This window comes from Streptomyces sp. NPDC001532 (genome assembly GCF_040298625.1).
In the GTDB taxonomy this organism is placed as follows: Bacteria; Actinomycetota; Actinomycetes; order Streptomycetales; family Streptomycetaceae; genus Streptomyces.
On the sequence record NZ_JBEPAL010000005.1, the window covers coordinates 53,547 to 79,508 of the forward strand.

The 25,962-nt window shown below is 72.5% G+C and carries 20 protein-coding genes; 5 read left to right on the forward strand and 15 right to left on the reverse strand.

The window, feature by feature from the left end:
• Positions 1 to 2: 2 nt before the first annotated feature.
• On the reverse strand, positions 3 to 500 hold the full coding sequence (rimP, locus tag ABT232_RS07075; protein ID WP_351837020.1) for a ribosome maturation factor RimP: 498 nt from the start codon (positions 498 to 500) through the stop codon (positions 3 to 5).
• A gap of 202 nt (positions 501 to 702) precedes the next feature.
• On the opposite strand from rimP, the gene ABT232_RS07080 reads away from it, so the two are divergent.
• The 3 genes from ABT232_RS07080 to ABT232_RS07090 all read left to right on the forward strand — a co-directional run bounded on the left by ABT232_RS07080 (position 703) and on the right by ABT232_RS07090 (position 2,713).
• Positions 703 to 1,245 (forward strand): hypothetical protein, encoded by a 543-nt coding sequence (locus tag ABT232_RS07080; RefSeq protein ID WP_351837023.1) that lies wholly within the window; start codon positions 703 to 705, stop codon positions 1,243 to 1,245.
• Between the two features lie 67 nt (positions 1,246 to 1,312).
• Complete coding sequence (locus ABT232_RS07085) at positions 1,313 to 1,777, forward strand: ferritin-like domain-containing protein (RefSeq protein WP_351837026.1); 465 nt, start codon at positions 1,313 to 1,315, stop codon at positions 1,775 to 1,777.
• A 27-nt stretch (positions 1,778 to 1,804) separates the two neighbouring features.
• On the forward strand, positions 1,805 to 2,713 hold the full coding sequence (locus ABT232_RS07090) for an aminoglycoside phosphotransferase family protein (protein WP_351837029.1): 909 nt from the start codon (positions 1,805 to 1,807) through the stop codon (positions 2,711 to 2,713).
• Between the two features lie 78 nt (positions 2,714 to 2,791).
• Here ABT232_RS07090 and ABT232_RS07095 read toward each other — a convergent pair whose 3' ends face one another.
• The 8 genes from ABT232_RS07095 to ABT232_RS07130 form a co-directional block, all read right to left on the reverse strand.
• On the reverse strand, positions 2,792 to 4,498 hold the full coding sequence (locus ABT232_RS07095; RefSeq protein WP_351837032.1) for a proline--tRNA ligase: 1,707 nt from the start codon (positions 4,496 to 4,498) through the stop codon (positions 2,792 to 2,794).
• Positions 4,499 to 4,569: 71 nt separating this feature from the next.
• On the reverse strand, positions 4,570 to 5,112 hold the full coding sequence (locus tag ABT232_RS07100) for a GNAT family N-acetyltransferase (protein ID WP_351837034.1): 543 nt from the start codon (positions 5,110 to 5,112) through the stop codon (positions 4,570 to 4,572).
• 49 nt (positions 5,113 to 5,161) lie between these two features.
• Entirely contained in the window at positions 5,162 to 6,010 is an 849-nt protein-coding gene (locus ABT232_RS07105) for a GNAT family N-acetyltransferase (protein ID WP_351837037.1), read from the reverse strand.
• A 113-nt stretch (positions 6,011 to 6,123) separates the two neighbouring features.
• Positions 6,124 to 7,281 carry a flavodoxin-dependent (E)-4-hydroxy-3-methylbut-2-enyl-diphosphate synthase gene (gene ispG, locus ABT232_RS07110; RefSeq protein WP_351837039.1) on the reverse strand — a complete coding sequence of 386 codons (1,158 nt, stop codon included), beginning with the start codon at positions 7,279 to 7,281 and terminating at the stop codon, positions 6,124 to 6,126.
• Positions 7,282 to 7,452: 171 nt separating this feature from the next.
• A complete protein-coding gene (locus ABT232_RS07115) occupies positions 7,453 to 8,757 on the reverse strand; it encodes a M50 family metallopeptidase (protein WP_502975340.1) in 1,305 nt (434 codons plus the stop codon).
• Positions 8,754 to 10,010: a 1-deoxy-D-xylulose-5-phosphate reductoisomerase gene (gene dxr, locus ABT232_RS07120; RefSeq protein ID WP_351837042.1), complete on the reverse strand. Its 1,257-nt coding sequence runs from the start codon at positions 10,008 to 10,010 to the stop codon at positions 8,754 to 8,756. Before dxr ends, ABT232_RS07115 begins: the two co-directional genes overlap by 4 nt.
• 169 nt (positions 10,011 to 10,179) lie before the next feature.
• Positions 10,180 to 10,767, reverse strand: coding sequence for a hypothetical protein (locus ABT232_RS07125; protein WP_351837045.1), 588 nt, complete (start codon positions 10,765 to 10,767; stop codon positions 10,180 to 10,182).
• A 79-nt stretch (positions 10,768 to 10,846) separates the two neighbouring features.
• A complete protein-coding gene (locus ABT232_RS07130; RefSeq protein ID WP_351837047.1) occupies positions 10,847 to 12,784 on the reverse strand; it encodes an acyl-CoA dehydrogenase family protein in 1,938 nt (645 codons plus the stop codon).
• A gap of 383 nt (positions 12,785 to 13,167) precedes the next feature.
• On the opposite strand from ABT232_RS07130, the gene ABT232_RS07135 reads away from it, so the two are divergent.
• Both ABT232_RS07135 and ABT232_RS07140 read left to right on the forward strand, forming a co-directional pair.
• The gene (locus tag ABT232_RS07135) at positions 13,168 to 14,181 is read left to right on the forward strand and encodes a LacI family DNA-binding transcriptional regulator (protein WP_351837048.1); all 1,014 of its coding nucleotides are present in this window, start codon (positions 13,168 to 13,170) and stop codon (positions 14,179 to 14,181) included.
• Positions 14,182 to 14,362: 181 nt separating this feature from the next.
• Positions 14,363 to 16,405 carry a glycoside hydrolase family 31 protein gene (locus ABT232_RS07140; protein WP_351837050.1) on the forward strand — a complete coding sequence of 681 codons (2,043 nt, stop codon included), beginning with the start codon at positions 14,363 to 14,365 and terminating at the stop codon, positions 16,403 to 16,405.
• A gap of 63 nt (positions 16,406 to 16,468) precedes the next feature.
• On the opposite strand, the gene ABT232_RS07145 is transcribed toward ABT232_RS07140, so the two are convergent.
• The 6 genes from ABT232_RS07145 to ABT232_RS07170 all read right to left on the reverse strand — a co-directional run bounded on the left by ABT232_RS07145 (position 16,469) and on the right by ABT232_RS07170 (position 25,936).
• Positions 16,469 to 17,182 (reverse strand): glycoside hydrolase family 12 protein, encoded by a 714-nt coding sequence (locus ABT232_RS07145; protein ID WP_351837053.1) that lies wholly within the window; start codon positions 17,180 to 17,182, stop codon positions 16,469 to 16,471.
• A 40-nt stretch (positions 17,183 to 17,222) separates the two neighbouring features.
• A complete protein-coding gene (locus tag ABT232_RS07150) occupies positions 17,223 to 19,415 on the reverse strand; it encodes a glycosyl hydrolase family 95 catalytic domain-containing protein (protein ID WP_351837056.1) in 2,193 nt (730 codons plus the stop codon).
• Positions 19,412 to 21,391 (reverse strand): beta-galactosidase, encoded by a 1,980-nt coding sequence (locus ABT232_RS07155; RefSeq protein WP_351837059.1) that lies wholly within the window; start codon positions 21,389 to 21,391, stop codon positions 19,412 to 19,414. Before ABT232_RS07155 ends, ABT232_RS07150 begins: the two co-directional genes overlap by 4 nt.
• Complete coding sequence (locus tag ABT232_RS07160) at positions 21,391 to 23,598, reverse strand: WD40/YVTN/BNR-like repeat-containing protein (protein WP_351837062.1); 2,208 nt, start codon at positions 23,596 to 23,598, stop codon at positions 21,391 to 21,393. The genes ABT232_RS07155 and ABT232_RS07160 overlap by 1 nt, the downstream gene beginning before the upstream one ends.
• A gap of 371 nt (positions 23,599 to 23,969) precedes the next feature.
• Positions 23,970 to 24,905, reverse strand: coding sequence for a carbohydrate ABC transporter permease (locus ABT232_RS07165; protein ID WP_351837065.1), 936 nt, complete (start codon positions 24,903 to 24,905; stop codon positions 23,970 to 23,972).
• A complete protein-coding gene (locus ABT232_RS07170; protein WP_351837068.1) occupies positions 24,902 to 25,936 on the reverse strand; it encodes an ABC transporter permease in 1,035 nt (344 codons plus the stop codon). Before ABT232_RS07170 ends, ABT232_RS07165 begins: the two co-directional genes overlap by 4 nt.
• Positions 25,937 to 25,962: the final 26 nt, after the last annotated feature.

Genomic DNA, 25,962 nt, shown 5'->3' on the forward strand with positions numbered 1-25,962 from the left:
GGCTACGCCTCCTCTTCCTTCTTGTCCTTGCGGCTGAACTCGACCTGGACACGCGCCTTGGCGATCTCACCGAAGGTGAGCCTGCGTGCGGTGGGCTTGCGGCCCTTGACCCCGGGGACCTCCAGCTCGACGCCCTCGTCGTCGGCGGTGAGGATCCTCGCGACCAGCTCGCCGCCCTCCGTCAGCTGGAACTTCGCCAGCCGGCCGGTGGCGCGCACGAAGTGCCGCTGCTCCGTCAGAAGGCGTTCCGCGCCCGGGGTCCCGACCTCCAGGGTGTACTCGCCCTCACCCATCGCGTCCGTCTCGTCCAGCTTCGCCGAGAGCGCGCGGCTCACATCGGCGATCTGGTCCAGGTCCGCCCCGGCGTCGGAGTCCACGACGACCCGCAGCACTCGCTTGCGCCCGACGGAGTCCACTGCGATCTCTTCGAGATCCAGTCCCTGGGAGCTGACGAGCGGTTCCAGAAGTTCTCGCAGCCTCTCGCTCTGGGTGGTGCTCATCCGGGTGACTCCTCGGCCGCGTGTGCTGTTGTGGGATCTTTCGCGTGTCAGGTCAAAGGGTATCCGGTCCCGGACGGTGTTGCCGTCCACCGGGGCACGGGCGGTGCCGGTGAGCGGCGTCGGACAGGTGCGCGGGTACCGTGATCACGGACAGGCCTCCGCGCCGCCCATGACGTTCGTACGAGCCCCGAGGACGCCAGCCGTGCCGTACCCCCCATCGTCGCGCAACCCCGCGGGGCCGCGCCGGAGAAGCCTGTTCGCCTCGGCCGCCGCGGCCGCCCTGCTGACGGGCTGCACCGACGGTGCCGAGGAGTCCGACGGCGGCCGGGGCGGCAGCCCTTCGGCCGCGGACCGGGCCCGGGCGAGCGCCGCCCGGGACAGCGGGCGCCTGATCGAGCGGTACGACGCGGTCCTGGCCGCGCATCCCGCGCTGGCGCGGCGGCTGGAGCCGTTGCGCGCGGAGGTCGTACGGCACCGCGACGCCTTCGGCGAGACCTCCCGGACGGCGTCCGCCACGGCCACGGCGTCCCCGTCCGGCTCCGCCTCCGCCTCCCCGTCCGCGCCGGCCGCCGTGCCCGCTGACGAGAAGGCGGCGCTGGCCGAACTGGCCGCCGCCGAGCGGACGCTCGCGGACCGGCGTGCCAAGGCGCTGCTGGAGGTGCCGGGTGAACTCGCCCGGCTGCTGGCCTCCGTGGCGGCGGCCGGGGCGGCGCACGCCTATCTGCTGACGGAGACGGCGAAGTGAGCGGGCCGCCGGCCCGGTGGGTGGCCGCGGCGGTGGTACGGACGGAACCGGTGACAGGGGCGGTCGGGTGAGCGAGAAGGCCGAGCGGGAGCTGACGGCGTTGCAGGCGGCGCTGGCGGCGGAGCACGCCGCGGTGTACGGGTACGGGGTCGTCGGCGGCCGGATCCTGGCGAAGCGGCGCGTCGAGGCGCGGGCCGCGTACGACGCGCACCGCGCGCGGCGGGACGCCCTGGTGCGCGAGGTGCGCGAGCTGGGCGGCGAGCCGGTCGCCGCGGCCGCCGGGTACGCGCTGCCGTTCCCGGTGACCGACGCGGACAGCGCGGTGCGGCTCGCCGCCGAGCTGGAGGAACGCCTGGCGGGCGTCTACTCCGACCTGGTGCGGGCGGCGGAGGGCGAGCGGCGCGGCACCGCGGCCGCCGCGCTGCGGGAGGCGGCGGTGCGGGCCGTGCGCTGGCGCGGCGGGAGCGTAGCCTTCCCTGGGCTCGCCGAACGGGCGGGCACCGTATCGGCGTCGGCGACGCCCACGACGTGACGGCCAGCGGAAGGGAACGACTCGCGTATGGCTTTCGAACCGCCGCGGCGTCTGGTCAGGGCGCTCGGTGAGACGGCACCGGACGGTGACGACTGGTTGGAGAGGCTGCCCGAGGCGGCGCGGCGGGCCGTCGCGCTACGCGAGTTGACCGTGGAGCGGGTCCAGGTGCCGGGCGGCCGCAGCAGCCTCGTGGTGCTCGTACGGCGCCCGGACGGCACCCCCGCGGTGCTCAAGCTGGCGCCGCCGCGGGCCCGCCCGGAGAGCGAGCGGGCGGCGCTCGCGCACTGGGCCGGGCGGGGCGCCGTCCAGCTGCTGGAAGCGGACTCGGCCGACGGCGCGCTGCTGCTGGAGCGGCTGCACCCGGATGTCTCGGTGCGTTCGCTGCCGGAGGCGAAGGCGCTGCTGGAGGCGGCGGGCACGCTGCGCCGGCTGTGGGTGGCGCCACCTTCCGGAGAGGGGGCGCACACCTTCGAGACGGTGGCCGGGCGCACCGGGCGGCAGGCCGCGGCGATGCGGGCGAGCGCGGCGGCGGACGCCGAGGTCGCGCCGCTGGTCGAGGTGGCGCTCGCGGCGCGCGAGCAGCTGCTGGCGGCGCCGCCGGAGGAGCGGCTGCTGCACGGCACCTTCCGGCAGAGCAAGGTGCTCGGCGCCGAGCGGCTGCCGTGGCTGGCGGTGGGGCCGGACCCGGTGGTCGGCGAGTGCGCCTTCGACCTGGCGCGGCTGGTCCGCGACCGGGTGGAGGACCTGATCGCCTCGCCGTCGGGTGCGACGACGACCCGCCGCCGGGTGAAGCGCCTCGCGGAGTCCCTGGACGTGGACCAGGACCGGCTGCGCGGCTGGACGCTGTTCCGGGCGGTGGAGTCGGGCGTCAGAGCGCGCCGGGTCGGCCGGGGACAGGACGCCGAGCTGCTGCTGGAGTTCGCGGGCTGGCTGTAGTCCCGCTCCCCCGTCGAGCACGGCGAAGGCCGCCCGGAGCGTCCGGGCGGCCTTCGTACGGGCGGGGGTGACGGTACGTCAGGACGCGGCGGTCAGACGGGCGATCGCCTCGTCGACCGTCAGCTCCTCGCGCTCACCCGTGCGGCGGTCCTTGAGCTCGACCACGCCCTCGCCGGCGCGGCGCCCGGCGACCAGGATCTGCGGGACGCCGATCAGCTCGGAGTCGGTGAACTTCACGCCCGGCGAGACGCCCGCGCGGTCGTCGACCAGGACACGCACGCCGGCGGCCGCCAGCTTGTCGGAGACCTCCAGCGCCAGCTCCGTCTGGAGGGCCTTGCCGGCCGCGACGACGTGGACGTCGGCCGGGGCGACCTCCTTGCTCCAGCACAGGCCCTTGTCGTCGGCGGTCTGCTCGGCGAGCGCGGCGACCGCGCGGGAGACGCCGATGCCGTAGGAGCCCATGGTGACGCGGACCGGCTTGCCGTTCTGGCCGAGGACGTCCAGCTTGAGGGCGTCGGTGTACTTGCGGCCGAGCTGGAAGATGTGGCCGATCTCGATGGCGCGGTCCAGCTTCAGGCCCGTGCCGCACTTCGGGCAGGGGTCGCCTTCCTGCACGACGACGACGTCGACGTACTCGTCGACCTCGAAGTCGCGGCCGGCCACCACGTTCTTGGTGTGCGTGCCGGGCTTGTTGGCGCCGGTGATCCAGGCGGTGCCGGGTGCCACGCGCGGGTCGGCGAGGTAGGTGACCTTGTCCAGGCCCTGCGGGCCGACGTAGCCGCGGACCAGGTCGGGGCGGGCCGCGAAGTCGGCCTCGGTGACCATCTCGACGGCCGCCGGGGCGAAGTGCGCCTCGACCTTGCCCAGGTCGACCTCGCGGTCGCCGGGCACACCCACGGCGACGATCTCGCCGTCGACCTTCACCAGCAGGTTCTTCAGGGTGGCGGAGGCCGGGACGCCGAGGGAGGCGGCCAGGGTCTCGATGGTCGGGGTGTCCGGGGTGGGGATGTCCTCGGCGGCGGGCACGGCGGAGCCGTCGACCGGCTTCAGCTCGTAGGTGATCGCCTCGGTGTTGGCGGCGAAGTCGCAGTTCGGGCAGTCGGCGAAGGTGTCCTCGCCGGCCTCGGCGGGAGCCAGGAACTCCTCGGACTTGGAGCCGCCCATGGCGCCGGCGGTGGCGGCGCAGATGCGGTAGTCCAGGCCCAGGCGCTCGAAGACCCTCTGGTAGGCCTCACGGTGCAGCGCGTAGGACCGGGCGAGGCCCTCGTCCTCCAGGTCGAAGGAGTACGAGTCCTTCATCAGGAACTCACGGCCGCGCAGGATGCCGGCCCGGGGGCGGGCCTCGTCCCGGAACTTGGTCTGGATCTGGTAGAGGATCACCGGCAGGTCCTTGTAGGACGACGCCTGGTCCTTCACCAGCAGGGTGAAGATCTCCTCGTGGGTCGGGCCGAGGAGGTAGTCGCCGCCCTTGCGGTCCTGGAGGCGGAACAGTTCGGCACCGTACTCGTTCCAGCGTCCGGTGGCCTCGTACGGCTCGCGCGGCAGCAGGGCGGGGAGCAGCACCTCCTGGGCGCCGATGGCGTCCATCTCCTCGCGGACGATGCGCTCCACGTTGGCGAGGACCTTCTTGCCGAGCGGCAGCCAGGTCCACACGCCCGCGGCGGTCCGGCGGACGTAGCCGGCGCGGACGAGCAGCTTGTGGCTGAGGACCTCGGCGTCCGCCGGGTCGTCGCGCAGGGTCTTCGCCATCAACTGGGACATGCGCTGGACCGGTGCCTTGGCCATGGTTCTCGTACTCCTGCTGCGTAGGTGATGGCTAGGAGGTTAGCCGGGCGGCACGGGCCGGTGGAAATCGGTTAACGCCTGCGCCGCAGCGGCAGCGGCGCGCCCATCACGGCGTACGGCATGGGGGCGCTGGGGAAGAGGACGCGGCGGGCCAGGTCCTCGTAGCCGAGGGAGTGGTAGAGGCCGCGGGCGGGGCTGTCGGTGTCGATCGCGGAGAGGATCGAGCGGGGTTCGGCGGCGCTGTCGGTGATCGTGGTGATCAGCGTGCGGCCGATGCCGCGGTTCTGGTGGTGCGGGTGGACGTGCAGCTCGGTGATGACGAAGGAGTCGTCGAGCCAGCCCTCGTTCCCCTGGGCGCGCAGATAGGGCTCCACAACCGTGGACCACCAGTGGGTGCGGCTGTTGGGCATGCCGTAGACGAAGCCGGCGAGGAGACCGTCGGGGGTGACGGCGCCGAGGGCGCGGGCACCGGGGTAGGTCATGTGGCGCAGCACGATCTGGCGGCGTACGGCGACTTCGTCGGGGCCCAGGCCGAAGGCCAGCGCCTGGACGGCCAGTGCTTCGTCGATGTGGGCGGGGAGGTCCAGGGGGGCGATCACGATGTCGCGAAGCATGTCGGCGAGCCTACAGGGGGTGCGGGCGGGTCAGAACAGCGCGGATGGCTCAGAACAGCACACTCATGAAGGCGCCGACCTCCTGGAAGCCGACCCTGCGGTAGGTGCGCCGGGCGGCGGTGTTGTAGTCGTTGACGTACAGGCTGACCACGGGGGCCACGTCCGCCAGGGCGTAGCGCAGCACGGCGGCCATGCCGGGGGCCGCGAGGCCCTTGCCCCGGTACTCCGGGGCCACCCAGACGCCCTGGATCTGGCAGGCCTGGGGGGTGGCCGCGCCGATCTCCGCCTTGAAGACGACCTTGCCGTGCTCGTCGAGGCGGGCGAAGGAGCGGCCGGAGCCGACGAGTTCGGCGACGCGGGCCTGGTAGAGCAGTCCGCCGTCGCCGGCCAGCGGGGAGACGCCGACCTCCTCGGTGAACATGGCCACGCACGCCGGCATGATCGTCTCCATCTCGTCCTTGCGGACGCGGCGGACGTACGGGTCCGGGGTGATGTCGCGCGGCATGCGGTCGGTGACCATCAGCGGCTGGCGGGCGCGGACCTCGCGGGCCGGGCCCCAGTGCGGTTCGAGGAGCTGCCACAGCAGGGCGGTGGGCTCGGCGGGGCCGACGATGGAGGAGCAGCGGCGGCCGGCCCTGCGGGCGCGGTCGGCGAAGGCACGGACGGCGCGCGGGGTGGCGCACAGGGGGACGAGGTTGGCGCCCGCGTAGCACAGCGAGGTGAGCATGCCGTCCTCGTACCAGCCCCACATCTCGCCGCCGAGGCGCCAGGGGTCGAGGCCGGCGATCTGCACCCGGGAGGTCACGAAGGCGTTGGCGACGGGCTCGCGCTGCAGGACGGCGAGCGCGGCGTCCAGGTCGCTCGGTTCGAGGACCCGGGAGGTGGTCTGGGTCAGCACGTACGGAGCCCTCCGGGGTCAGCTGCTGGTCTCCGCACTGTACCCGCGGAAGCCGAGCGGTGTCCTTTTCGGGGTGCCGCTCAGCTTCGGGGTGGCCGGTGTCCGGGGCGGTCTCAGCCCGCGACCGCGACCGTCGGCTCGCCGGAGGCGATCCCGTCGGCCTCCATCTGCTCGGCGAGCTTCATCGCCTCCTCGATCAGGGTCTCCACGATCTTGGACTCGGGGACGGTCTTGATGACCTCGCCCTTGACGAAGATCTGGCCCTTGCCGTTGCCGGAGGCGACGCCGAGGTCGGCCTCGCGGGCCTCGCCGGGGCCGTTGACGACACAGCCCATGACGGCGACGCGGAGCGGGACCTCCATGCCGGTGAGGCCGGCGGTGACTTCCTCGGCCAGCTTGTAGACGTCGACCTGGGCACGGCCGCAGGACGGGCAGGAGACGATCTCCAGGCCGCGCTGCTTGAGGTTGAGCGACTCCAGGATCTGGATGCCGACCTTGACCTCCTCGGCGGGCGGGGCCGACAGGGAGACGCGGATGGTGTCGCCGATGCCCTGGGAGAGCAGCGCGCCGAAGGCGACGGCGGACTTGATGGTGCCCTGGAAGGCGGGGCCGGCCTCGGTGACACCGAGGTGCAGCGGGTAGTCGCACTGGGCGGCGAGCTGGCGGTAGGCCTCGATCATCACGACCGGGTCGTTGTGCTTGACCGAGATCTTGATGTCGCGGAAGTCGTGCTCCTCGAAGAGGGACGCCTCCCAGAGCGCGGACTCGACCAGGGCCTCGGGGGTCGCCTTGCCGTACTTCTCCAGCAGCCGCCGGTCCAGGGAGCCGGCGTTGACGCCGATGCGGATGGGAGTGCCGTGGTCCTTGGCGGCCTTGGCGATCTCCTTGACCTGGTCGTCGAACTTCTTGATGTTGCCGGGGTTCACGCGGACGGCCGCGCAGCCCGCCTCGATGGCGGCGAACACGTACTTGGGCTGGAAGTGGATGTCGGCGATGACCGGGATCTGCGACTTCCTCGCGATGACCGGCAGCGCGTCGGCGTCGTCCTGGGTGGGGCAGGCGACGCGGACGATCTGGCAGCCGGAGGCGGTGAGCTCGGCGATCTGCTGGAGGGTGGCGCCGATGTCCGACGTGCGGGTCGTGGTCATGGACTGCACCGAGACCGGCGCGTCCCCGCCGACCGCCACGGAGCCGACCTGGATCTGCCGGCTCTTGCGGCGCTCGGCGAGCTTGGTCGGAACGGACGGCATGCCGAGAGAAATCGCAGTCATCTGCTGTGCAACCCCAAGTCGTGGATCAAAATCCCGGTCCCGTTCAGCGGCGGGCTCCAGGCTTCGAGATTACGGCACCGCCCTGGGCCGAAGCACATCCCACCCGTAAACCACTCGTTGGGAGGCGGCCCGGCGGGTGAACGCCGCCGGGCCGTGGGGAACGCCGGGCGGCTAGGAGATTCTGACCGGGTTAACGACGTCCGCGATCAGTACCAGGATCGTGAAGCAGACGAAGATCCCGGCCACCACGTAGGCCACCGGCATCAGCTTCGCCACGTCGAACGGTCCGGGGTCGGGGCGGCGCAGCAGCCGGGCGGTGTGCCGGCGCAGCGACTCCCACAGGGCGCCCGCGATGTGCCCGCCGTCGAGCGGCAGCAGCGGGAGCATGTTGAACAGGAACAGCGACAGGTTGAAGCCCGCGACCAGCATCAGCGCCATGGCGAGCTGCTGGGTGGGCGGGATGTCGAGGGTGAAGATCTCACCGCCGACACGGGCCGCGCCGACCACGCCCATCGGGGAGTCGGGCTCGCGCGGGGCGCCGTCGAAGGCCGCGTTCCACAGGGCGGGGATCTTGCCGGGCAGGGCGGCGAGGGAGTCGACGGCCTCGCCGACGCGGTCGCCCATCCAGGTCACCGAGTCGCCGAAGTCCTGCTTGACCACGCCGGTGGCGGCGCTGAAGCCGAGGAAGCCGGCGGTGACGTACTCGCCCTCGACGACCTGGCCGTGGGAGTCCTTCTTCAGCACCTGGTTGGTGGCGATGGTGGCCTGGAGGGTGACCTCCTCGCCCTTGCGGTCGACGACGATCGCGACCTTGTCGCCCGGGTGGGAGCGGATCAGGTCGGAGAGCTGGTTCCAGTTGTCGGTGCGTACGCCGTCGAAGGCGACGATCTTGTCACCGGCGCGCAGTCCTGCGGCGGCGGCCGGCGAGTCGGGATCGGAGGCCTTGCAGGTGTCGCGGTTCTGGCTCTGCGGGACCACGCACTTCTGGACCTCGCTGACCGCGGTGGTCTGCTGGGTGACGCCGAAGCCCATCAGCACGACGAGGAACAGCGCGACGGCCAGCACCAGGTTCATGAAGGGCCCGGCGAACATGACGATGACCCGCTTCCACGGGCTGCGCGTGTAGAAGAGGCGGCTCTCGTCGCCTGGCTTCAGCTCCTCGAAGGCGGCCGAGCGGGCGTCCTCGATCATGCCGCGCCACGGCGAGGTGGAGCGGGCCTCCAGCTTGCCGTCGGGGCCCGGCGGGAACATGCCGATCATGCGGATGTAGCCGCCGAGCGGGATGGCCTTGATGCCGTACTCGGTCTCGCCCCGGCGGCGCGAGAAGACGGTCGGGCCGAAGCCGACCATGTACTGCGGCACGCGGATGCCGAACAGCTTGGCGGTGGAGAGATGCCCCAGCTCGTGCCAGGCGATCGAGATCAGCAGGCCGACCGCGAAGACCACTATGCCGAGGATCATCATCAGGGTCGTCATGCACGGGCCTCCGCCGTCATCGCCGTCAGTTCCCGGGCCCGGGCGCGTGCCCAGGTCTCCGCTTCGAGGACGTCCGCGACGGTGAGCGAGGTTCCCGCACGCGGGGTGCCGTGCTCCTCGACGACCCGGGACACCGTCTCGATGATCCCGTCGAACGGCAGCGCGCCGCCGCGGAACGCGTCCACGCACTCCTCGTTCGCCGCATTGAACACCGCCGGAGCGGTGCCCGCGAGCTCACCGACGTGCCGGGCGAGGTTCACGGCGGGGAACGCCTCGTTGTCGAGGGGGAGGAACTCCCAGGTCGAGGCCTTGCTCCAGTCGAAGGCGGGGGCCGCGTCCGGGACGCGTTCCGGCCAGCCGAGACCGATGGCGATCGGCCCCCGCATGTCGGGGGGCGTCGCCTGCGCGAGGGTCGATCCGTCGGTGAACTCCACCATCGAGTGAACATACGACTGCGGGTGCACGACGACCTCAATGCGGTCGAAGGGAATGTCGTAGAGCAGGTGCGCCTCGATGACCTCCAGGCCCTTGTTGACCAGGGTCGCGGAGTTGATGGTGATCACCGGGCCCATGGCCCAGGTGGGGTGGGCGAGGGCGTCCTCGACGGTGACGGCGGCCAGCTCCGCCTTGGTCCGGCCGCGGAAGGGGCCGCCGGAGGCGGTGACGACCAGCTTGCGGACGTCGGCGCGGGTGCCGGCGGCGAGGGCCTGGAAGAGGGCGGCGTGCTCGGAGTCGACCGGGATGATCTGGCCGGGCTTGGCGAGCGCCTTGACCAGCGGGCCGCCGACGATGAGCGACTCCTTGTTGGCGAGCGCGAGGGTGCGGCCCGCCTCCAGGGCGGCGAGGGTCGGGGCGAGGCCGATGGAGCCGGTGATGCCGTTCAGCACGGTGTGGCAGTCGGAGCCGGCGAGCCGGGCGGCCGCGTCGGGCCCGGCCAGCAGCTCGGGCAGCGGCTCACCGGGCCCGTACTCGGCGCTCAGCGCCTCGCGCAGCGCGGGCACGACGTCCTCGCGCGCCACCGCGACGGTCCGCACCCGCAGCCGGCGGGCCTGCTCGGCGAGGAGGCCGACGCGTCCGCCGTTGGCGGAGATTCCGGTGACCCGGAACCGGTCCGGGTTGCGCAGCACGAGGTCGATGGCCTGGGTGCCGATCGACCCGGTGGAGCCGAGGATCACCACGTCCTTCGGGCCGGCGGCCGTCACCGGGTCGTGGACGAGGTGCGGGTCGGCGAGGGGGGCTGGACTGTCGCTCATGCCCCCCATTCTTCCCGTACTCGGACCGCGCGTGTGCTCACGGGGTGGTGCGTCGGAACAACTCCCACTGCCCTTCGACGACGTCCTGCGGTACGCCGCCGAAGTCCTCGGTGCCCAGCAGGTGCGCGCGGAAGGACAGGGTGGTGGAGCCGGTGCGGATGACGGTGAGTTACTCGTACAGCTCGATGGCGGGGTCCTCGACGTCCTGGCTGACGATGCGGAAGGCGTGGGCCTCGTCACCGTGGGCGGGTGCCTCGACCGTCTCGACCTCGACGATCTTCGCCTCGGTGAGCGACCGCTCCTCGGTGAAGCCGTCGGCGCACTTCTCGCCGGCCTCGCCGAGCGCCGCCATGACGGCGGCGGCGTCCGGTGCGGTGTAGGAGCGCAGGTGCACGTCGGTGTCGACGGACGGATCGGCGTACAGGTCCGAGACGGTGCGGACGACCTCGGCGACCGGGTCGTACGGCGTGGCGCCCTTCGTGAGGCTGACGAGCGGCCGGCAGACCTCGGGCTTGGCGGTGTACGCGTCGCTGAGCGGGGCGTCGCCGCCGTAGGGCTCATGGGCGGTGTAGGCCCTGAGGTCGCCGTCGGAGAGGGCGGCGGCGGAGAGCTGGGCCTCGGTGAGCGGCTTCGGGCCGTCCTGGGCCGAAGCCGCGTCCTCGCGGTCGCCGTCGCCGCCGCCGCAGGCGGCCGTGGTCATGAGTACGGCCGCCGCGAATGCGGCGGCCGCCGTGCGTCGTGCTCGTGCGCCGGACATCCCCACCCCTGGGTTCACCTGTGGTCGATCTTGTGGTCGCCGATTGTGCACCACCACGGGCGGAGCGGGGAGGCGGGTCTCAGCGGATCGGGCGGTGGACGTTCTCCCGGGTCGCCGGGCCGGGGGTGGTGTCGGCGATCCACGGGCCGTCGTCCGAGGGGTCGACGATGCCCGCCTCCAGCCACTCGTAGGCGCCGGCGAGGACGTTGCCGACGACCTTGCGGTCGAGCTCGTCGGTGTTGTTCCACAGGCGGGTGAAGAGCGCGTCGACCCGCAGCCGGGACTGGCGGCAGAAGGCGTCGGCGAGCTGGTAGGCCTCGCGGCCGTGGTCGCCCTGGCCGCGCAGGAGCTCCGCGCGGACACAGGCGGCGCTCATCGCGAACAGTTCGGCGCCGATGTCGACGATCCGGCCGAGGAAGCCCTGCTTGGTCTCCATCCGGCCCTGCCAGCGGGACATGGCGTAGAAGGTGGAGCGGGCCAGTTTGCGGGCGGTGCGCTCGACGTGCCGCAGGTGCGGGGAGAGGTCCACTCCGGCGTGCTGGAACTCGGCGTACGCGCGGGGCAGCTGGCCGGGGCCGACGATCAGTTTCGGCAGCCACTTGGCGTAGAAGACGCCCGCGCCGGCGCCCGCCTTCGCCTTGTCGGCGAGGGACTTGTCGGGGTCGATGAGGTCGCCGGCGACGGAGAGGTGGGCGTCGACGGCCTCGCGTGCGATGAGCAGGTGCATGATCTCGGTGGAGCCCTCGAAGATGCGGTTGATCCGCAGGTCGCGCAGGATCTGCTCGGCCGGTACCGCTCGCTCGCCGCGCGCCTTGAGCGACTCGGCGGTCTCGAAGCCCCGGCCGCCGCGGATCTGGACCAGTTCGTCGGCCATCAGGCAGGCCATCTCGGAGCCGTAGAGCTTGGCGAGGGCGGCCTCGATGCGGATGTCGTTGCGGTCCTCGTCGGCCATCTGCGAGGACAGGTCGAGGACGGCCTCCAGGGCGAAGGTGGTGGCCGCGATGAACGCGATCTTCGAGCCGACCGCCTCGTGCAGCGCGACCGGTTTGCCCCACTGCTCGCGGACCGCCGACCACTCCCGGGCGATCTTCAGACACCACTTGCCGGCGCCGACGCACATCGCGGGCAGGGAGAGGCGGCCGGTGTTCAGGGTGGTCAGTGCGATCTTGAGGCCGGCGCCCTCGGGGCCGATGCGGTTCGTGGCCGGGACGCGCACGCCGTGGAAGCGGGTGACGCCGTTCTCGAGGCCGCGCAGGCCCATGAAGGCGTTGCGGTTCTCGACGGTGACGCCGGGCGAGGCGGTCTCGACGACGAACGCGGTGATGCCGCCCTTGTGGCCCTCGGTCCTGGGCACCCGGGCCATCACCACGAGCAGGTCGGCGACCACGCCGTTGGTGGTCCACAGCTTCACCCCGTCGAGCACGTAGTCGTCCCCGTCGGGTACGGCGGTGGTGGCCAGGCGGGCCGGGTCGGAGCCGACGTCGGGCTCGGTGAGCAGGAACGCGGAGATGTCGGTGCGGGCGCAGCGCGGCAGGAAGGTCTCCTTCTGCTCCGGAGTGCCGAACATCTTCAGCGGCTGCGGTACGCCGATCGACTGGTGGGCGCTGAGCAGCGCGCCGACCGCCGGGCTGGCGGAGCCGACCAGGGCGAGGGCCTTGTTGTAGTAGACCTGCGTCAGACCGAGACCGCCGTACTTGGGGTCGATCTTCATGCCGAGGGCGCCGAGCTCCTTCAGGCCGTTGATCGTCTCGTCGGGGATGCGGGCCTCGCGCTCGATGCGGGCCGAGTCGATCCGGGTCTCGCAGAAGTCGCGCAGCCTGGCGAGGAACTCCTCGCCGCGCCGGACGTCCTCGTCGGCGGGGAGCGGGTGGGGGTGGATGAGGTCGAGACGGAAGCGGCCGAGGAAGAGTTCCTTGGCGAAGCTGGGCTTGCGCCAGTGCTGTTCCCGGGCCGCCTCCGCCACTTGGCGGGCCTCACGTTCGGTGACGGTGGGTCGGGTGAGGGGAGTGGCGGACATGAGGCTCACCTCGTCGCGAAGAGGGATCATGGTTACCGACGGGTGCTACCTGATCGTATTTACCCGATAACGGACGGTCCCACCACCCCTCACGCGGCCGTTCGGCCGATCCGGCGGAGGATGTTGCGCCCATGGCCCGTCCGAGGGACCGTTCCCTCGCCGGGTCCTCGCCAGGTCCTCGCCGGGTCCTCGCCGGGTCCTCGCCGGGCCTCTCGCCGCGAGGTTGCGGCCGGGTCGCCGTGAACGGCGCCGAGAAGAAAGCTGTCGAAGCGCTTCGACAACCTATGGACACCCACTCGCGCTGGAGCTACTGTCGAACCACCCTCACCCGCCATTGTTCGTAACGCGCATTGTCGAAGCGCTTCACAAAGCTTGGAGAGCGGATGGTCACCCTCGCCGAGGTCGCCCAGCACGCCGGAGTCTCGGCGAGCACGGTGAGCTATGTCCTCAGCGGCAAGCGGTCCATCTCCACGACCACCCGGCAGCGGGTCGAGCAGAGCATCCGGGAGCTGGGCTACCACCCCAACGCCGGTGCCCGTGCCCTGGCCAGCAGCCGGTCGAACATCATCGCGCTGATGATCCCGCTGCGCACCGACATGTACGTGCCGGTGATGATGGAGATCGCCATCGCGGTGGCCACCACCGCCCGCACCCACGGGTACGACGTCCTGCTGCTCACCGGTGAGGAGGGTCCCGACGCGGTGCGCCGGATCACCGGCAGCGGACTCGCGGACGCGATGATCCTGATGGACGTCGAGCTGGAGGACGAACGGCTGCCGCTGTTGCGTGGCACCGACCAGCCCTCCGTGCTCATCGGGCTGCCCGCCGACACCACCGGGCTGACCTGCGTCGACCTCGACTTCGGGGCGACCGGCGCGCTCTGCGTGGAGCACCTGGCGTCGCTCGGCCACCGGGACGTCGCCGTCATCGGCGAGGCCCCGGCGGTGTACGAGCGGCACACCGGGTTCGCCGAGCGCACTCTCGACGGGCTGCGCTCGCGCGCCCGCGAGCTCGGGCTGCGGGTGCTGCACCGGCCGTGCGAGGGCGGGTACGACGCGATGGCGGCGACGCTCGCCCGGGTCTTCGACGAGCGTCCGGCGACCACCGGTTTCGTGGTGCAGAACGAGTCGGCGGTCGAGCCGCTGCTCGCGCTGCTGCGCCAGCAGGGCCGGGCCGTGCCGGAGGACGTGTCGGTGGTCGCCATCTGCCCGGAGCAGGTCGCCGTGCAGGCCTCGGTGCGGCTGACGTCGGTCGCCATCCCGGCCCAGGAGATGGGCCGGCACGCCGTGGAACGCCTGGTCGCCAAGCTGGACGGGCGCGGCGGCGACGAGGTCGTCCTGATCGCGCCCGAGCTGACGGTCCGCGCGAGCACCGGACCGGTGCCCGCCGCGCCCTGAGGAGCGCGCGCCCCTCCCCCCGCACCCCTCTTCCGCCCGCCCCGTCCGCGCCCGTCTCCCGCGCCCCCGTTGCTCACCCTTTCTCCCGCGCCTCGTTCCTCACCCCTTCTCCCGCGCCCCCTGTGCCGGCCCCGCCCCGGGGCACCCGTGTGGCACCCCCATGTCTTCAGGAGCACGCCTCGTGAATCAGCCTGCCGCAATTCAGCCCAAGGTCAGCCTCGCGCAGTCCTCCCCCACCGTCGGCACGTTCCGCGAGCGGGACGGCGCGCTGGAGTGGAGCGGCCGTCAGGAGACCCTGCGGATCGAGCCGTGGGGCCCGGACGCGGTCCGGGTCCGGGCCCGGCTCGGCGGCCCGGTCCTCGAAGGACTCCCGGGCGCCCTGCTCGCCGACGCCCCGTCCACCGAGAGCACCGTCAAGATCGGCGACGGCGAGGCGCAGCTGACGGTCGGCGCGCTGACCGTGCACGTCGACGCCGAGGGCCTGGTCCGGTTCCTGCGCAGCGCCGACGGCGGTGAGCTGCTGGCCGAGGAGCGCGCCCACTTCTGGTGGCCGGGCCCGCGGCTGTACACCGCCGTCGGCAACGGCCACCACCGGCTGGAGCAGCGCTTCGCCGCGTACGAGGGCGAGCGGCTGTACGGCCTCGGCCAGCACCAGCACGGCCGGCTGGACCAGAAGGGCCTGGTCCTGGACCTGATCCAGCGCAACGCCGAGGTCGGCATCCCGGTGCTCACCTCCAGCCGCGGCTACACCCTGCTGTGGAACAACCCGGCGATCGGGCGGGTGGAGCTGGCGCACAACGGGACCCGCTGGGTGGCCGACTCGGCCCGTCAGCTCGACTACTGGATCACCGCGGGCGCCCCGGCCGACGCCCAGCGCCGCTACAGCGCGGTGACCGGCCGCACCCCGATGCTGCCGGAGTGGGCGGCGGGCTTCTGGCAGTGCAAGCTGCGCTACCGCACCCAGGACGAACTCCTCGCGGTGGCACGGGAGTACAAGCGCCGCGGCCTGCCCATCGACGTGATCGTCTGCGACTTCTTCCACTGGACGCACCTCGGCGAGTGGAAGTTCGACCCGGCGGAGTGGCCGGACCCGGCGGCGATGGTCCGCGAGCTGGACGAGCTGGGCATCAAGCTGGTGGTGAGCGTCTGGCCGTCGGTGTCCCCGCTGAGCGAGAACCACGCGCTGATGGAGCAGCGCGGCTGGTTCATCGGCACGCAGTACGGCCCGACGGCGCACGCGGACTGGCCCGACAAGGAGGTCGCCTCCACCGTCCAGGTGGCCTTCTACGACGCCACCAACCCCGAGGCGCGCGAGTTCGTCTGGTCCCGGGTGCGGGACAACTACCTGGAGCCGTACGGCATCAAGGCGTTCTGGCTGGACGCCTGCGAGCCGGAGCTGAAGCCGGGCTTCCAGGAGAACATGCGCTACTGGGCGGGCCCCGGCCTGGAGGTCGGCAACCTGTACCCGGCCGAGAACGCACGCACGTTCTACGAGGGCCTGAAGGAGTCCGGCGAGGACGAGATCATCACCCTCAACCGCTCGGCGTGGGCGGGCAGTCAGCGCTACGGCGCCGCGCTGTGGTCCGGTGACATCGGCACCGACTTCGCGACCCTGCGCCGCCAGATCGCGGCCGGCCTCAACACCGCGCTGTCCGGCATCCCCTGGTGGAACACCGACATCGGCGGCTTCCACGGCGGCGACCCGGACGACCCGGCGTACCGCGAGGTGATGGTCCGCTGGTTCCAGTTCGGCGCGCTGTCCCCGCTGATGCGTCTGCACGGCTTCCGCGACCCGGGCATGCCGCTGGGCCCGGAGATGACCGGCGGCCCGAACGAGGTGTGGTCGTACGGCGAGGAGGCCGGCGCGATCCTGGAGCGCTATCTGCGGCTGCGCGAGCGGCTCAAGCCGTATGTGCTGGAGGTCATGCGGGAGGCCCACGAGGAGGGCCTGCCGGTGATGCGGCCGCTGTTCCTGGAGTTCCCCGACGACCAGGCGGCCTGGTCGGTGGACGACGCCTATCTCTTCGGCCGGGACCTGCTGGTCGCGCCGGTCCTCACGGCGGGCGCCACGGCCCGCACGGTCCACCTTCCGGCGGGCGCCGCCTGGACGGACGCGTGGACCGGTCAGACGTACCAGGGCGGTGCGGCCGTGACCGTCGACGCCCCGCTGGACCGCATCCCGCTGTTCCTGCGGGACGGGGCGCGGCTGCCCGTCACGGAGTAGGACGCGAGTGCGGCCGGTCCCTCCCCTACGGGACCGGCCGCACGTTCAGGGGGCGGGCGGGGTTCAGCCGCCGCTGACCGTCAGGTTGTTGGTGACGAACTCCAGACCGCCGGACGACGAGGTGATCTCGTAGCCGAACTGGACGTCACCGATGGTCTCGTTGCCCATCCAGCCCTTGGTGTCCTTGATCCACTTCAGGATCGGCAGGATGTTCACCGTGCCGGAGCTGGAGTCCGAGGTGCGCAGGAACGAGAAGACCTCGTTGGCGCCGTTGTTCCCCTTGTAGACGTTCCAGGTGTGGCCGCCGAGCGTGACGGAGCCCTGGGCGGTGCCGAGCGGACCGACGGCGCCGTTGTGGTTGACCCAGAGCATGATCTCGTAGTCGTAGTCGGTGTCCCAGATGTCGTACGAGCTGTTGTACGCGCCGGACGACGGGACGGTGACGTTGTAGCTGCTGGTGAGCGAGGTCAGGGAGGTGATCGACTTGTTGATCACCTTCTTGGCGTTGGGGTACGACTTGATGCCGCCGGTGTTCGGGTGGTCGGCCCAGACGCCCCAGTTGGTGCCGGAGTTGGCCCAGACGCACTGGCTGCCGGCGCCGGAGCCCCAGATGTTGTTGTAGAGGGTGTAGCCGTTCAGGGTGGTGTTGCCCCACTGGTCGCAGGTGTTCCAGACGGCTGCCTGGGCGGGGGCGGAGGCGAGGCCGACGGTGGCCCCGATCGCGAGGGCGGGGGCCAGCATCGCGCGGGTGATCCTGCTCCGTGTGTGTGTTGCCATGGTGTCCCTTCCATGGGTGGGGGGAGGTGCGGGGGGGTGGTCACGTCCTCAGGTCGAGGACGCGGTCCTCTCCGGCGACCAGGTCGAGCGGCTCGGCGCCGGAGGGGGTTCTGAGGTCCACGCGGACGGTGCGGGAGGGCCGGACGACCGCGGTCGCGCGCCCGCGGCTCCAGGCGAGGTCGATCTCGGCCCCGAACCGGGTGCGCACGCCCCGCAGTTCGCCCGCCGTGAGGTGGTCCGGGAGGGCGGGCAGCAGGACGAGGCGGCCGGGGGTGGAGTGCACCAGCGCCTCGATCAGCACGGCGGGCAGGGTGTGCGCGGCGTCCGCGTTGTAGACGTCGCGCTTCGGGTAGTGCGCGCTCATCAGCGAGGCGTGGAAGAAGTCGCCGGCGAGCACTTGGTCGAGGGCGTGCGCGACCCGGTCGCCGTCGCGCAGCCGGGCGGCGATCAGGGCGTGGTGGAGATGGCCGTGCGCGGAGTCGTTCTCGGCGCCGCGCAGGTCGAGCGCCCGGTGGGCGGCGGCCGCCAGGTCCGGGGTGTCGTAGGGGGTGATCTCGTCCAGCGGCCACACGCCGTACAGATGGCTGAGGTGGCGGTGGTCGTAGGAGTCGTCCAGGCCCGGCCGGGCCCATTCGGCGAGGGCGCCGTCCGCGTTGATCCGGTGCGGTGGGAGCCGGTCGGCGAGGGCGCGCCAGCGGTCGGCGTGCTCGGGGTGGTAGGCGGCGGCGGTGAGCAGGGCGTGCCGGGCGGCGGAGAGGTCCATGGCGGCGTTCAGCGCGCCCCAGCCGCCGTTCGCCGGGCGGTTCTCCGGTGAGTAGGAGGGCACGACGACGAGCCGGCCGTCGGTGTCGGTGCGGGTGAGGAAGTCCTCGTAGAAGACGGCGGCTTCGGCGAGCGCGGCGGCGGTGCGCGGGTCGCGGGTGCCGTGCACCTCGTCGTGGTCGACGAGCGGCTTGAGCAGCCAGTCGGCGCCCGCGGTCCACAGGTGCAGCGGGTACTCGCGGCTGAAGTGGTAGGCGTGCCCGGACTCGCCGTCGGTGTGCGCGGGCGCGACCGCTCCGCGGGTGCCGAAGACCGCGCGGGCGTTGTCCCGCCAGTCGGCCAGCTGGCCGTGGACGAGGGTGGCGTGCGCCTCGGTGACCTCGGGCAGGGCGGCGGCGGCCGCGGAGGCGGTCTGGAGGTTCAGGTTGGCGTCGTTGGTGAAGGCGCCGGACCAGGCGGTGTTCCAGTCGCCGGTCCACAGGCCGGTCAGGCGGGGCGGGAACAGGCCGCTGGCGGACAGCAGGTGGTAGCGGCCGGCGGCGAACAGCCTCTCCAGCAGGGCCCGGCTGCGGGGGCGGGTCAGCAGCTGGGAGCCGGGCAGGGCGCGTTCGGCCGGGTCGGCGGCGAGGTCGAGGGTGACGCGGGCGTAGGCGGTGCGGTGCTCGGCGGTGTGCCGGGCGCGCAGGTCGTCGTAGGACTGTCCGGCGAGCAGGTCGCGCAGGGCGCGGCCCTCGGCCGGCACGTCCAGCTCGCCGGTGTGTCGGCGGAGGCGGGTGAGCAGCAGGAGGGAGGCCGCGCCCTCGATCCGGGCGCCCGGGGGTGTGAGCGTGGTCGTGCCGCCGTCGACGACGGCCAGGGTGACGCCGGTGTAGGCGAGGTCGCCGGACGGGTAGCGCACGCGCATGCTGAGCAGGGCGCCGTCGGCGGTGAGGACGGCGCCCTCGCCGATGCCGAGGGAGTGCGGGGCGCCGGGCAGGCGCGGGTCCAGGCGGAGGTCGGCGGTGAGGTCCGGTGCGGTGATCCGCTGGACGATCACGTCGTCGGCGCGGGAGACGAAGACACGGCTGGTCCAGGCGCCGCGCACGGCGGTCACCTCGCCGGTGGCGAAGTCGACGGACCGGTGGTAGCCGCCGTCGGCGGTGTCCGCCCGGCGCAGCCTGGTCTGGAAGGCGGGGTGGAAGGGGCGCACCCACTGGAGCGGGCGGCCGTCGGTGAAGGACTCGGCGGCGGTCAGGTCGCCGGCGAGCAGCCGGTCCTGGAGGGCGCGGAGCCCGGCGGCCAGCTCGGGCGGACGGCGGTGCCGCTCGTCTCCGGTGGGGCGGACGAGGGTGTGGTGGGTGACGACGACCCGGTCGTCGGCCGGATCGCCGAACACGAGGGCGCCGTGGCGGCCGTTGCCGCTGAGGAAGGCGTCCTCCCAGCGGGCGGCCGGGCGCGGCTCCCAGGTGGCGTGCACGGGTGTGCCGCTCACGGCCGCAGCACCGCCACGCCGTAGCGGTCCAGGCGGACCTCGTCCGTCACCGTGGTACCGGTGAGCAGGTCGTGGTGGCGGCCGGGCACCGGCACGGCGACCGGTTCGCGCCCGTGGTTGAGCACGAACAGCAGCTCGCCGCGGCGCACCGCCTCCACCTGGTCCGGGAGGCCGTCGAGGACCGGGCGGGCGCCGGCCTGGGCGGCGGCCCGGGCCAGCAGGGCGCGCAGCGCCTCCGGCTCGGGCAGCGTCGACAGGTACCAGGCGCGGTCCCTGCGCAGCACGGCGGGCAGTCCGTCCAGCTCGCCGCCCTTGTAGGGCACGGTCTCGGTGACGTCGTCGGCGGCCTCGATCTCCTCCGACCACAGCGTGCCGCTGAAGCCGTCGCACTCGGCTCGCTCGTCGGCGTCCAGCGGCCACCACTCGTGCAGGACGCGGATGCCGAACAGTTCGCGCAGCCGGGCGTCCATGCCGCCGGGGCGGACCCGGTCGTCCTCGTCGGCGACGCCGGTGAGGAAGCCGGAGACGAGGGTGCCGCCCTGGCGGACGTAGCCGAGCAGGTTCTCGATCGCCGTGTCCGTGAGGAGATAGAGCTGCGGGACGACGACCAGGCGGTAGCGGCTCAGATCGTGCTCGGGGTGGGCGAAGTCGGTGGTGAGGTGGGCCTCCCACAGGGCGCGGTGCCAGGCGTGCAGCACGTCGGCGTGGTCGACGCGGGTGGACGGGCGGCCCTCCTGGGCGCCGGCCCACCAGGAGTGCCAGTCGTGCAGGATCGCGACGTCGGCCGTGATGCCGGTGCCGGTGACCTCGCCGAGCCTGGCGAGGTCCGCGCCGATCCGCTTGACCTCCTGGAAGGTGCGGCCCCGCTCGCCGGCGTGACTGACCATCCCGGAGTGGAACTTCTCCGCGCCCTGCCGGGACTGGCGCCACTGGAAGTAGCAGACGGCGTCCGCGCCGCGCGCCACCGCCTGGAGGGACCAGAGCCGGTTGAGGCCGCGCGGTTTGGGGTGGTTGACGCCGCGCCAGTTGACCGGCCCGGCCGCCTGCTCCATCAGCATCCACGGGCCGCCGGCCTGGGAGCGGGTCAGGTCCTGGACGAGGGCGCCGTGCTGGGCGCCGAGCGGGTCGCGCGGGTCGGGGTAGAGGTCGACGGAGACGACGTCCTCCTCCTCGGCCCAGCGCCAGCCGTCCTGGCCCGTCCACAGCGGCATGAAGTTGGTGGTGACCGGCAGGTGCGGGCTGTGCCGGCGGACGATGTCCCGCTCGGCGGTGCAGCACTCCAGCAGCATGTCGGAGGTGAAGCGCCGGAAGTCCAGCACCTGGGCGGGGTTGTGCAGGTAGTGGGCGCGGCGCGGCGGGATCACGCCGTCCCAGGTGTCGTAGCCCTGGCTCCAGAAGGCGGTGCCCCAGGCGGTGTTGAGGGCGTCGAGGGTGCCGTACCGGGCCCGGAGCCAGGTGCGGAAGCGGGCGGCGGCCTCGTCGCCGTGGTCGAAGGTGCAGTACTCGTTGTTGATGTGCCACATCGTGAGGGCCGGGTGGGCGCCGTAGCGGGCGGCCAGGTCCTCGGTGACGGCGGCGGCGTGGCGGCGGTAGACGGCGCTGGAGTGCGAGAAGTGCTGGCGGCCGCCCCAGTGCTCGACCCGTCCGTCGGCGTCCCGGGGCAGCGTGTCGGGGTGCAGCCGGCCGAGCCAGGGCGGGGGCGAGGCGGTGGGGGTGGCGAGGACGACACCGATGCCGTGCTCGTGCATCAGGTCCATCAGGGTGTCCAGCCAGCCGAACTCCCGTGCTCCCGGCTCGGGTTCGAGCGTGGACCAGGAGAAGACGCCGAGGGTGACGGAGTTGACCCCGGCGTCCTTCATCAGCCGGACGTCCTCGTGCCAGGTCTCCTCGGGCCACTGCTCCGGGTTGTAGTCGCCGCCGAAGAGCAGTCGGCCGCGGGTGGCGTCGTGCAGGCCGGGCTTGTGCGTCGAGGGCATCAGATGGGCTCTCCGTACTGGATTCCACGTCCGTTGGTGGCGAGGTAGACCCGGCCGTACACCCGCGGGTCGCCGGTGATCGTCTCGCCGGTCCAGCCCCACTGGTGGGCGTCGTCGTTGATCCGCGTCCAGGTCTTCGCGCCGTCGTCGGAGCGCTGCACGACGGTGTTCGCGTCCGTCGCGCCGACCTGGTAGATCGCCGGGTAGTCGGCGCCGTCGGCGGCCTTGCCGAAGCCGAGGGTGTAGGAGGCCCAGCAGCTGTCGACCTTGTGGAAGCTCGCGCCGCCGTCGGTGGAGCGGTACAGGCCGTTCCACTTGGCGCTCAGCCACAGGTCTCCGGAGCGCCCGGGAGCCGCGGCCACCTTGAACTGGCTGTCGCCCGACGGCAGTCCGCGGGCCCGGGCGGCGAAGGTGCGGCCGCCGTCGGTGCTGGCGAGCAGGGTTCCGGCGTCGGTGTCGTAGGCGTAGAACACCGTCGGGTCGACGGGGTCGGCGACCGGTGTGGCGCCCTTCGGGAAGGAGGCGACCTCGGTCCAGGTGGCCCCGTTGTCCGCCGAGCGGTGGGCCGGATACCGGGTGCCGTCCCAGTGCACGAACGTCCACAGCAGGACGGTCCCGTCGGCGTTGGCGGCGATCGGTCCCGGCGCGCTCCTCGCCAGGTCGGGCTGGCTCGCGAAGGGCGCCCAGGTGCGGCCGCCGTCCTGCGAGAACGCGCCGTTGCCCTGGTCGCCCCAGCCGGCGCGCACCACGTACGACGGCTTCGCGGCGGCCTGTGCGAGCCCGGTCGCCGAGCCGAAGACCGGGTTCGTGGCCATGCCCCGCGACGGGGACGCGGTGAGCCGCTCGTGGTACATCACGCCGATGTCCCCGAGCCCGCTGAGCAGGTGTGCCTCGCCGGCCGGCGGCGAGATCAGCTGGCGGACCGCGCTCTCCTCCAGACCGCGGATCCGGGGGGCCCAGTGCTTCAGGTCCCGGGTGCCGTAGAGGGTGGCGCCGGTGCCGAAGACGATGTGGTGCGATTCGTACGGGTCGACGGCGAGCGCCTGGATCCACCAGCCGAACTTGGGCTTCTCGCCGCCCCACTTCAGGTACGGCGTCTCGGACACGTCGAGGACGGCGGAGTCCTTGAGGGAGGTCCAGGTGCGGCCGCCGTTCGTGGAGCGGTACAGCGTGTCGACGGCGGCCCAGCGGTTGTTGGTGGAGACGACGACGGTGCCGGGGCGGCGGGCGTCGACGGCGACGCCGCCGTAGCCGAAGGTGTCCGCCGAGCCGTCGGCCGAGGTGCCGCCCGGCTTCACCGGTGTCACCTCGGTCCATCCGCCGCTCGCGGTGGACAGCTTGTGCACGCTGCCGTCGGACTGCCCGTTGGGTCCGGGCGCGTCGGCGTACGTCACGTACAGCTCGCGGGTGTGGCGGTCGTGGGCGGCGCGGATCGGAACCTTGGCGGAGGCGCCGGTGGGCCGGCCGGGCACGGCCTCCCAGGTGGCGCCGTCGGCGGTGCGGAAGAGGTTGGCTGCCGTGCCGTCGCCGTCGCCCCAGCCGGCGTAGAGCGTCCGGCCCGCCGCGACCAGGAAGGTGACGCCCTGGCCGGTGGCGGACGGGGCGGGGGGGAAGCCGGGCGCCGGCGCCCAGGTGGCGCCCCGGTCGGTGGACCGCAGCAGCCCGTCGTGCCGGGTGCCGAGCCACAGGGTGTCGCTGTCGCGCGGGTCGACCAGCAGCCGCTCCCCCGCGCCCCGGCCGTCCTCGTTGGCGCCGAGCTTCACGGTGAGGTCGGCGCGCTGCCAGGTCCTGCCCCGGTCCGCGGAGCGCAGCACCGCGCCGTTGCCGGCCCAGGCCTGGGAGTACGTGCCGACGGCCAGGTAGAGGCGGTCGGGGTGCGCGGCGTCCACGGCCATCGCCTCGACGCCGAGCAGGTTCCAGTCGTCCCAGCCGATGTGGTCGGTCAGCGGCGTCCAGCGGGCGGCACGCTCCTCCCAGCGGTAGGCGCCGCCGATGTCGGTGCGGGCGTAGGCGAGGCCGCGCACGGAGGGGTGGAAGAGCACTCCGGTGATGAAGCCGGTGCCGCCGATGACGACGTTGCGCCAGCGGTAGGCGGCGTCGGTCGCGGCGGCCCGGGCCGACCCGTGGAACGCCGGAAGCGCGGTGACCGCGGCGGCGGCAGCGGTCCCGGCGAGGACGCTGCGGCGGCTGAGCGGGGAGGCGTGCATGGAGTACCTCGCAGGGTTGGAGTCGTGGACCGGGTCTGCTGCGCCCGGGATCCGGCGGGAGACGGGACGCGCGGCCCGGCGCCGACGGGTTGCCGCCCGCGCGACGACCCGGCGATCACGGCGCCGGCCCAGGGGCGCGGGGAACCGCGCGACGCGCCACGACGGGCTCGCGGCCGACGACGGACAGGAGCGGCGTCGGCCCGCGGCGCCAGAAAGCAGCGCTGTCGGGCAAGAGCGGGCCGGAGAAGGGCGGTGCCGGAACGGAGCGATGTCGGACGGGAGCGGCGCCGCAGAGGAGCGGTGCCGGAGAGGAACGATGCCGCAGAGGAGCGGTGCCGCAGAGGAGCGGCCCGCACTCCGCCGCCCGGGCCTCAGCCCTTCACCGCTCCTGTCAGCATCCCCTTCTTGAAGTGCTTCTGGACGAACGGCGAGACGACGGCCACCGGCAGCAGCGCCAGCACCATGACCGCCATCTGCACGGCCAGCGCCGAGATCTGCCCGGTCTTGATGGCCTGGCTCATCCCGACCGGCTGCTCCTGCTTCTGCACCAGCTGGATCATCACGTTCTGGAGCGGCATCATGTCCTGGTCGCTCAGGTAGATCGACGCGTTGAACCAGGCGCTCCAGTAGCCGACCGCGTAGAACAGCGTGATCACCGCGATGACGGCCCGCGACAGCGGCATCACGATCTTCCACAGGATGCGCCAGTCGCCGGCGCCGTCGATGCGCGCGCTGTCGACCAGCTCGGGCGAGATGTTCATGAAGAACCCGCGCAGCACCAGGATGTTGAAGACGCTGACGGCACTCGGCAGGATCAGCGCGAGATAGGTGTCGGTCAGGCCCAGCGACTGCACCAGCAGGTAGGTGGGGATGAGTCCGGCACCGAAGAACATCGTCGCGAGCAGTGTCATCAGCAGCCAGCGGTGTCCGAGCGAGCCGGTGCGGGACAGGCCGTAGGCGGCGAGGACGGACACCGTCATCGAGAACAGCGTGCCGACGAGGGTGACGCCCAGGCTGACGAGGGCGGCGCGGGTGACCTGACCGCCGCTCAGCAGCTCCTGGTAGGCGATGAAGGTGATGTCCTTGGGGATCACCACCAGGCCGCCGGCCTCGGTGATGGTCCTCTTCGAGGACAGGCTGGTGACGACCACGATCCACAGCGGGAACAGCACGGCCAGGCAGGCCGCGGCGAGCACGATCCCCTTGCCCGCGATGCCGGCGCCGCTGGGCCGTTCCTCCCACACGGGCCGGGGCGGGGCATCCCACCAGCGGGGCTCGCGCACCGGCTTGTCGATGACGGCGGTCACTTCTTGTACACCCCCTGCTCGCCCATGAAGTGGGCCACCTTGTTCGCCGCCAGGACGAGGACCACGCTCACCAGCCCCTTGATCAGGCCCGCGGCGGCGGCGTAGCTGAAGTCCTGGTTGCGGACGCCGTTCCACCACACATAGGTGTCGAGGACCTCCGCCGCGCCGGGCCCGACCGCGTCGCGTTGCAGCAGGATCTGCTCGAAGCCCACGGTGAGGGCGTCGCCGACGCGCAGCACCAGCAGCAGCGCGATCACCGGGCGCAGGGCGGGCAGCGTGACGTGCCACATCCGCCGCCAGCGTCCGGCGCCGTCCATGGCCGCCGCCTCGTACAGGTCGGGGCTGACGGAGGCGAGCGCGGCGAGGAAGACGATGATGCCCCAGCCGGCGTCCTTCCAGACGCCCTCCGCCGTCACCAGGAACTTGAAGATCCCGGGGTCGGTCATGAGGTCGAAGCCCTCGTGGCCGTGCTCGCGCAGGGTCTGCGCGATGATCCCGGCGCCGCCGAAGATCTGCTGGAAGACGGTGATGACCAGCACCCAGGAGAAGAAGTGCGGCAGGTAGAGGATCGCCTGGGACACCGCCCGCACCCGGGGCCTGATCACGCTGTTGATGAGCAGCGCGAGCAGGATCGGGACCGGGAAGAACAGCACCAGCTGGAGGAGGAACAGCACCAGGGTGTTCTGTACGGCGTCCCAGAACGCCGAGTCCTCGAAGATCCGCTGGAACTGCTCGAAGCCCACCCAGGGGCTCTCCAGGACGGCGATGAAGCCGTTGTCGCTGATGTACGGGTCGTACTCCTGGAAGGCGACGACGTTCCCGAGGATCGGTATGTAGTTGAAGATCAGGACCAGCACGACGGCCGGCAGGGTCATCAGGAGCAGTGTGCGGTCGCGGCGGAACCTCAACCGCAGGCTCAGCCGCCCCGGGCGTCTGTCCGGGCCCCGCCCGGGCGGCGGTTCCACCGCCGGGGCCCCGGCCTCGTTCGTCTTCGCCTCGCTCCTGCTGCGAGGCACCGTGCTGTGCGACACGGGCTTCTCCCTTGCCTCAGCCCCGG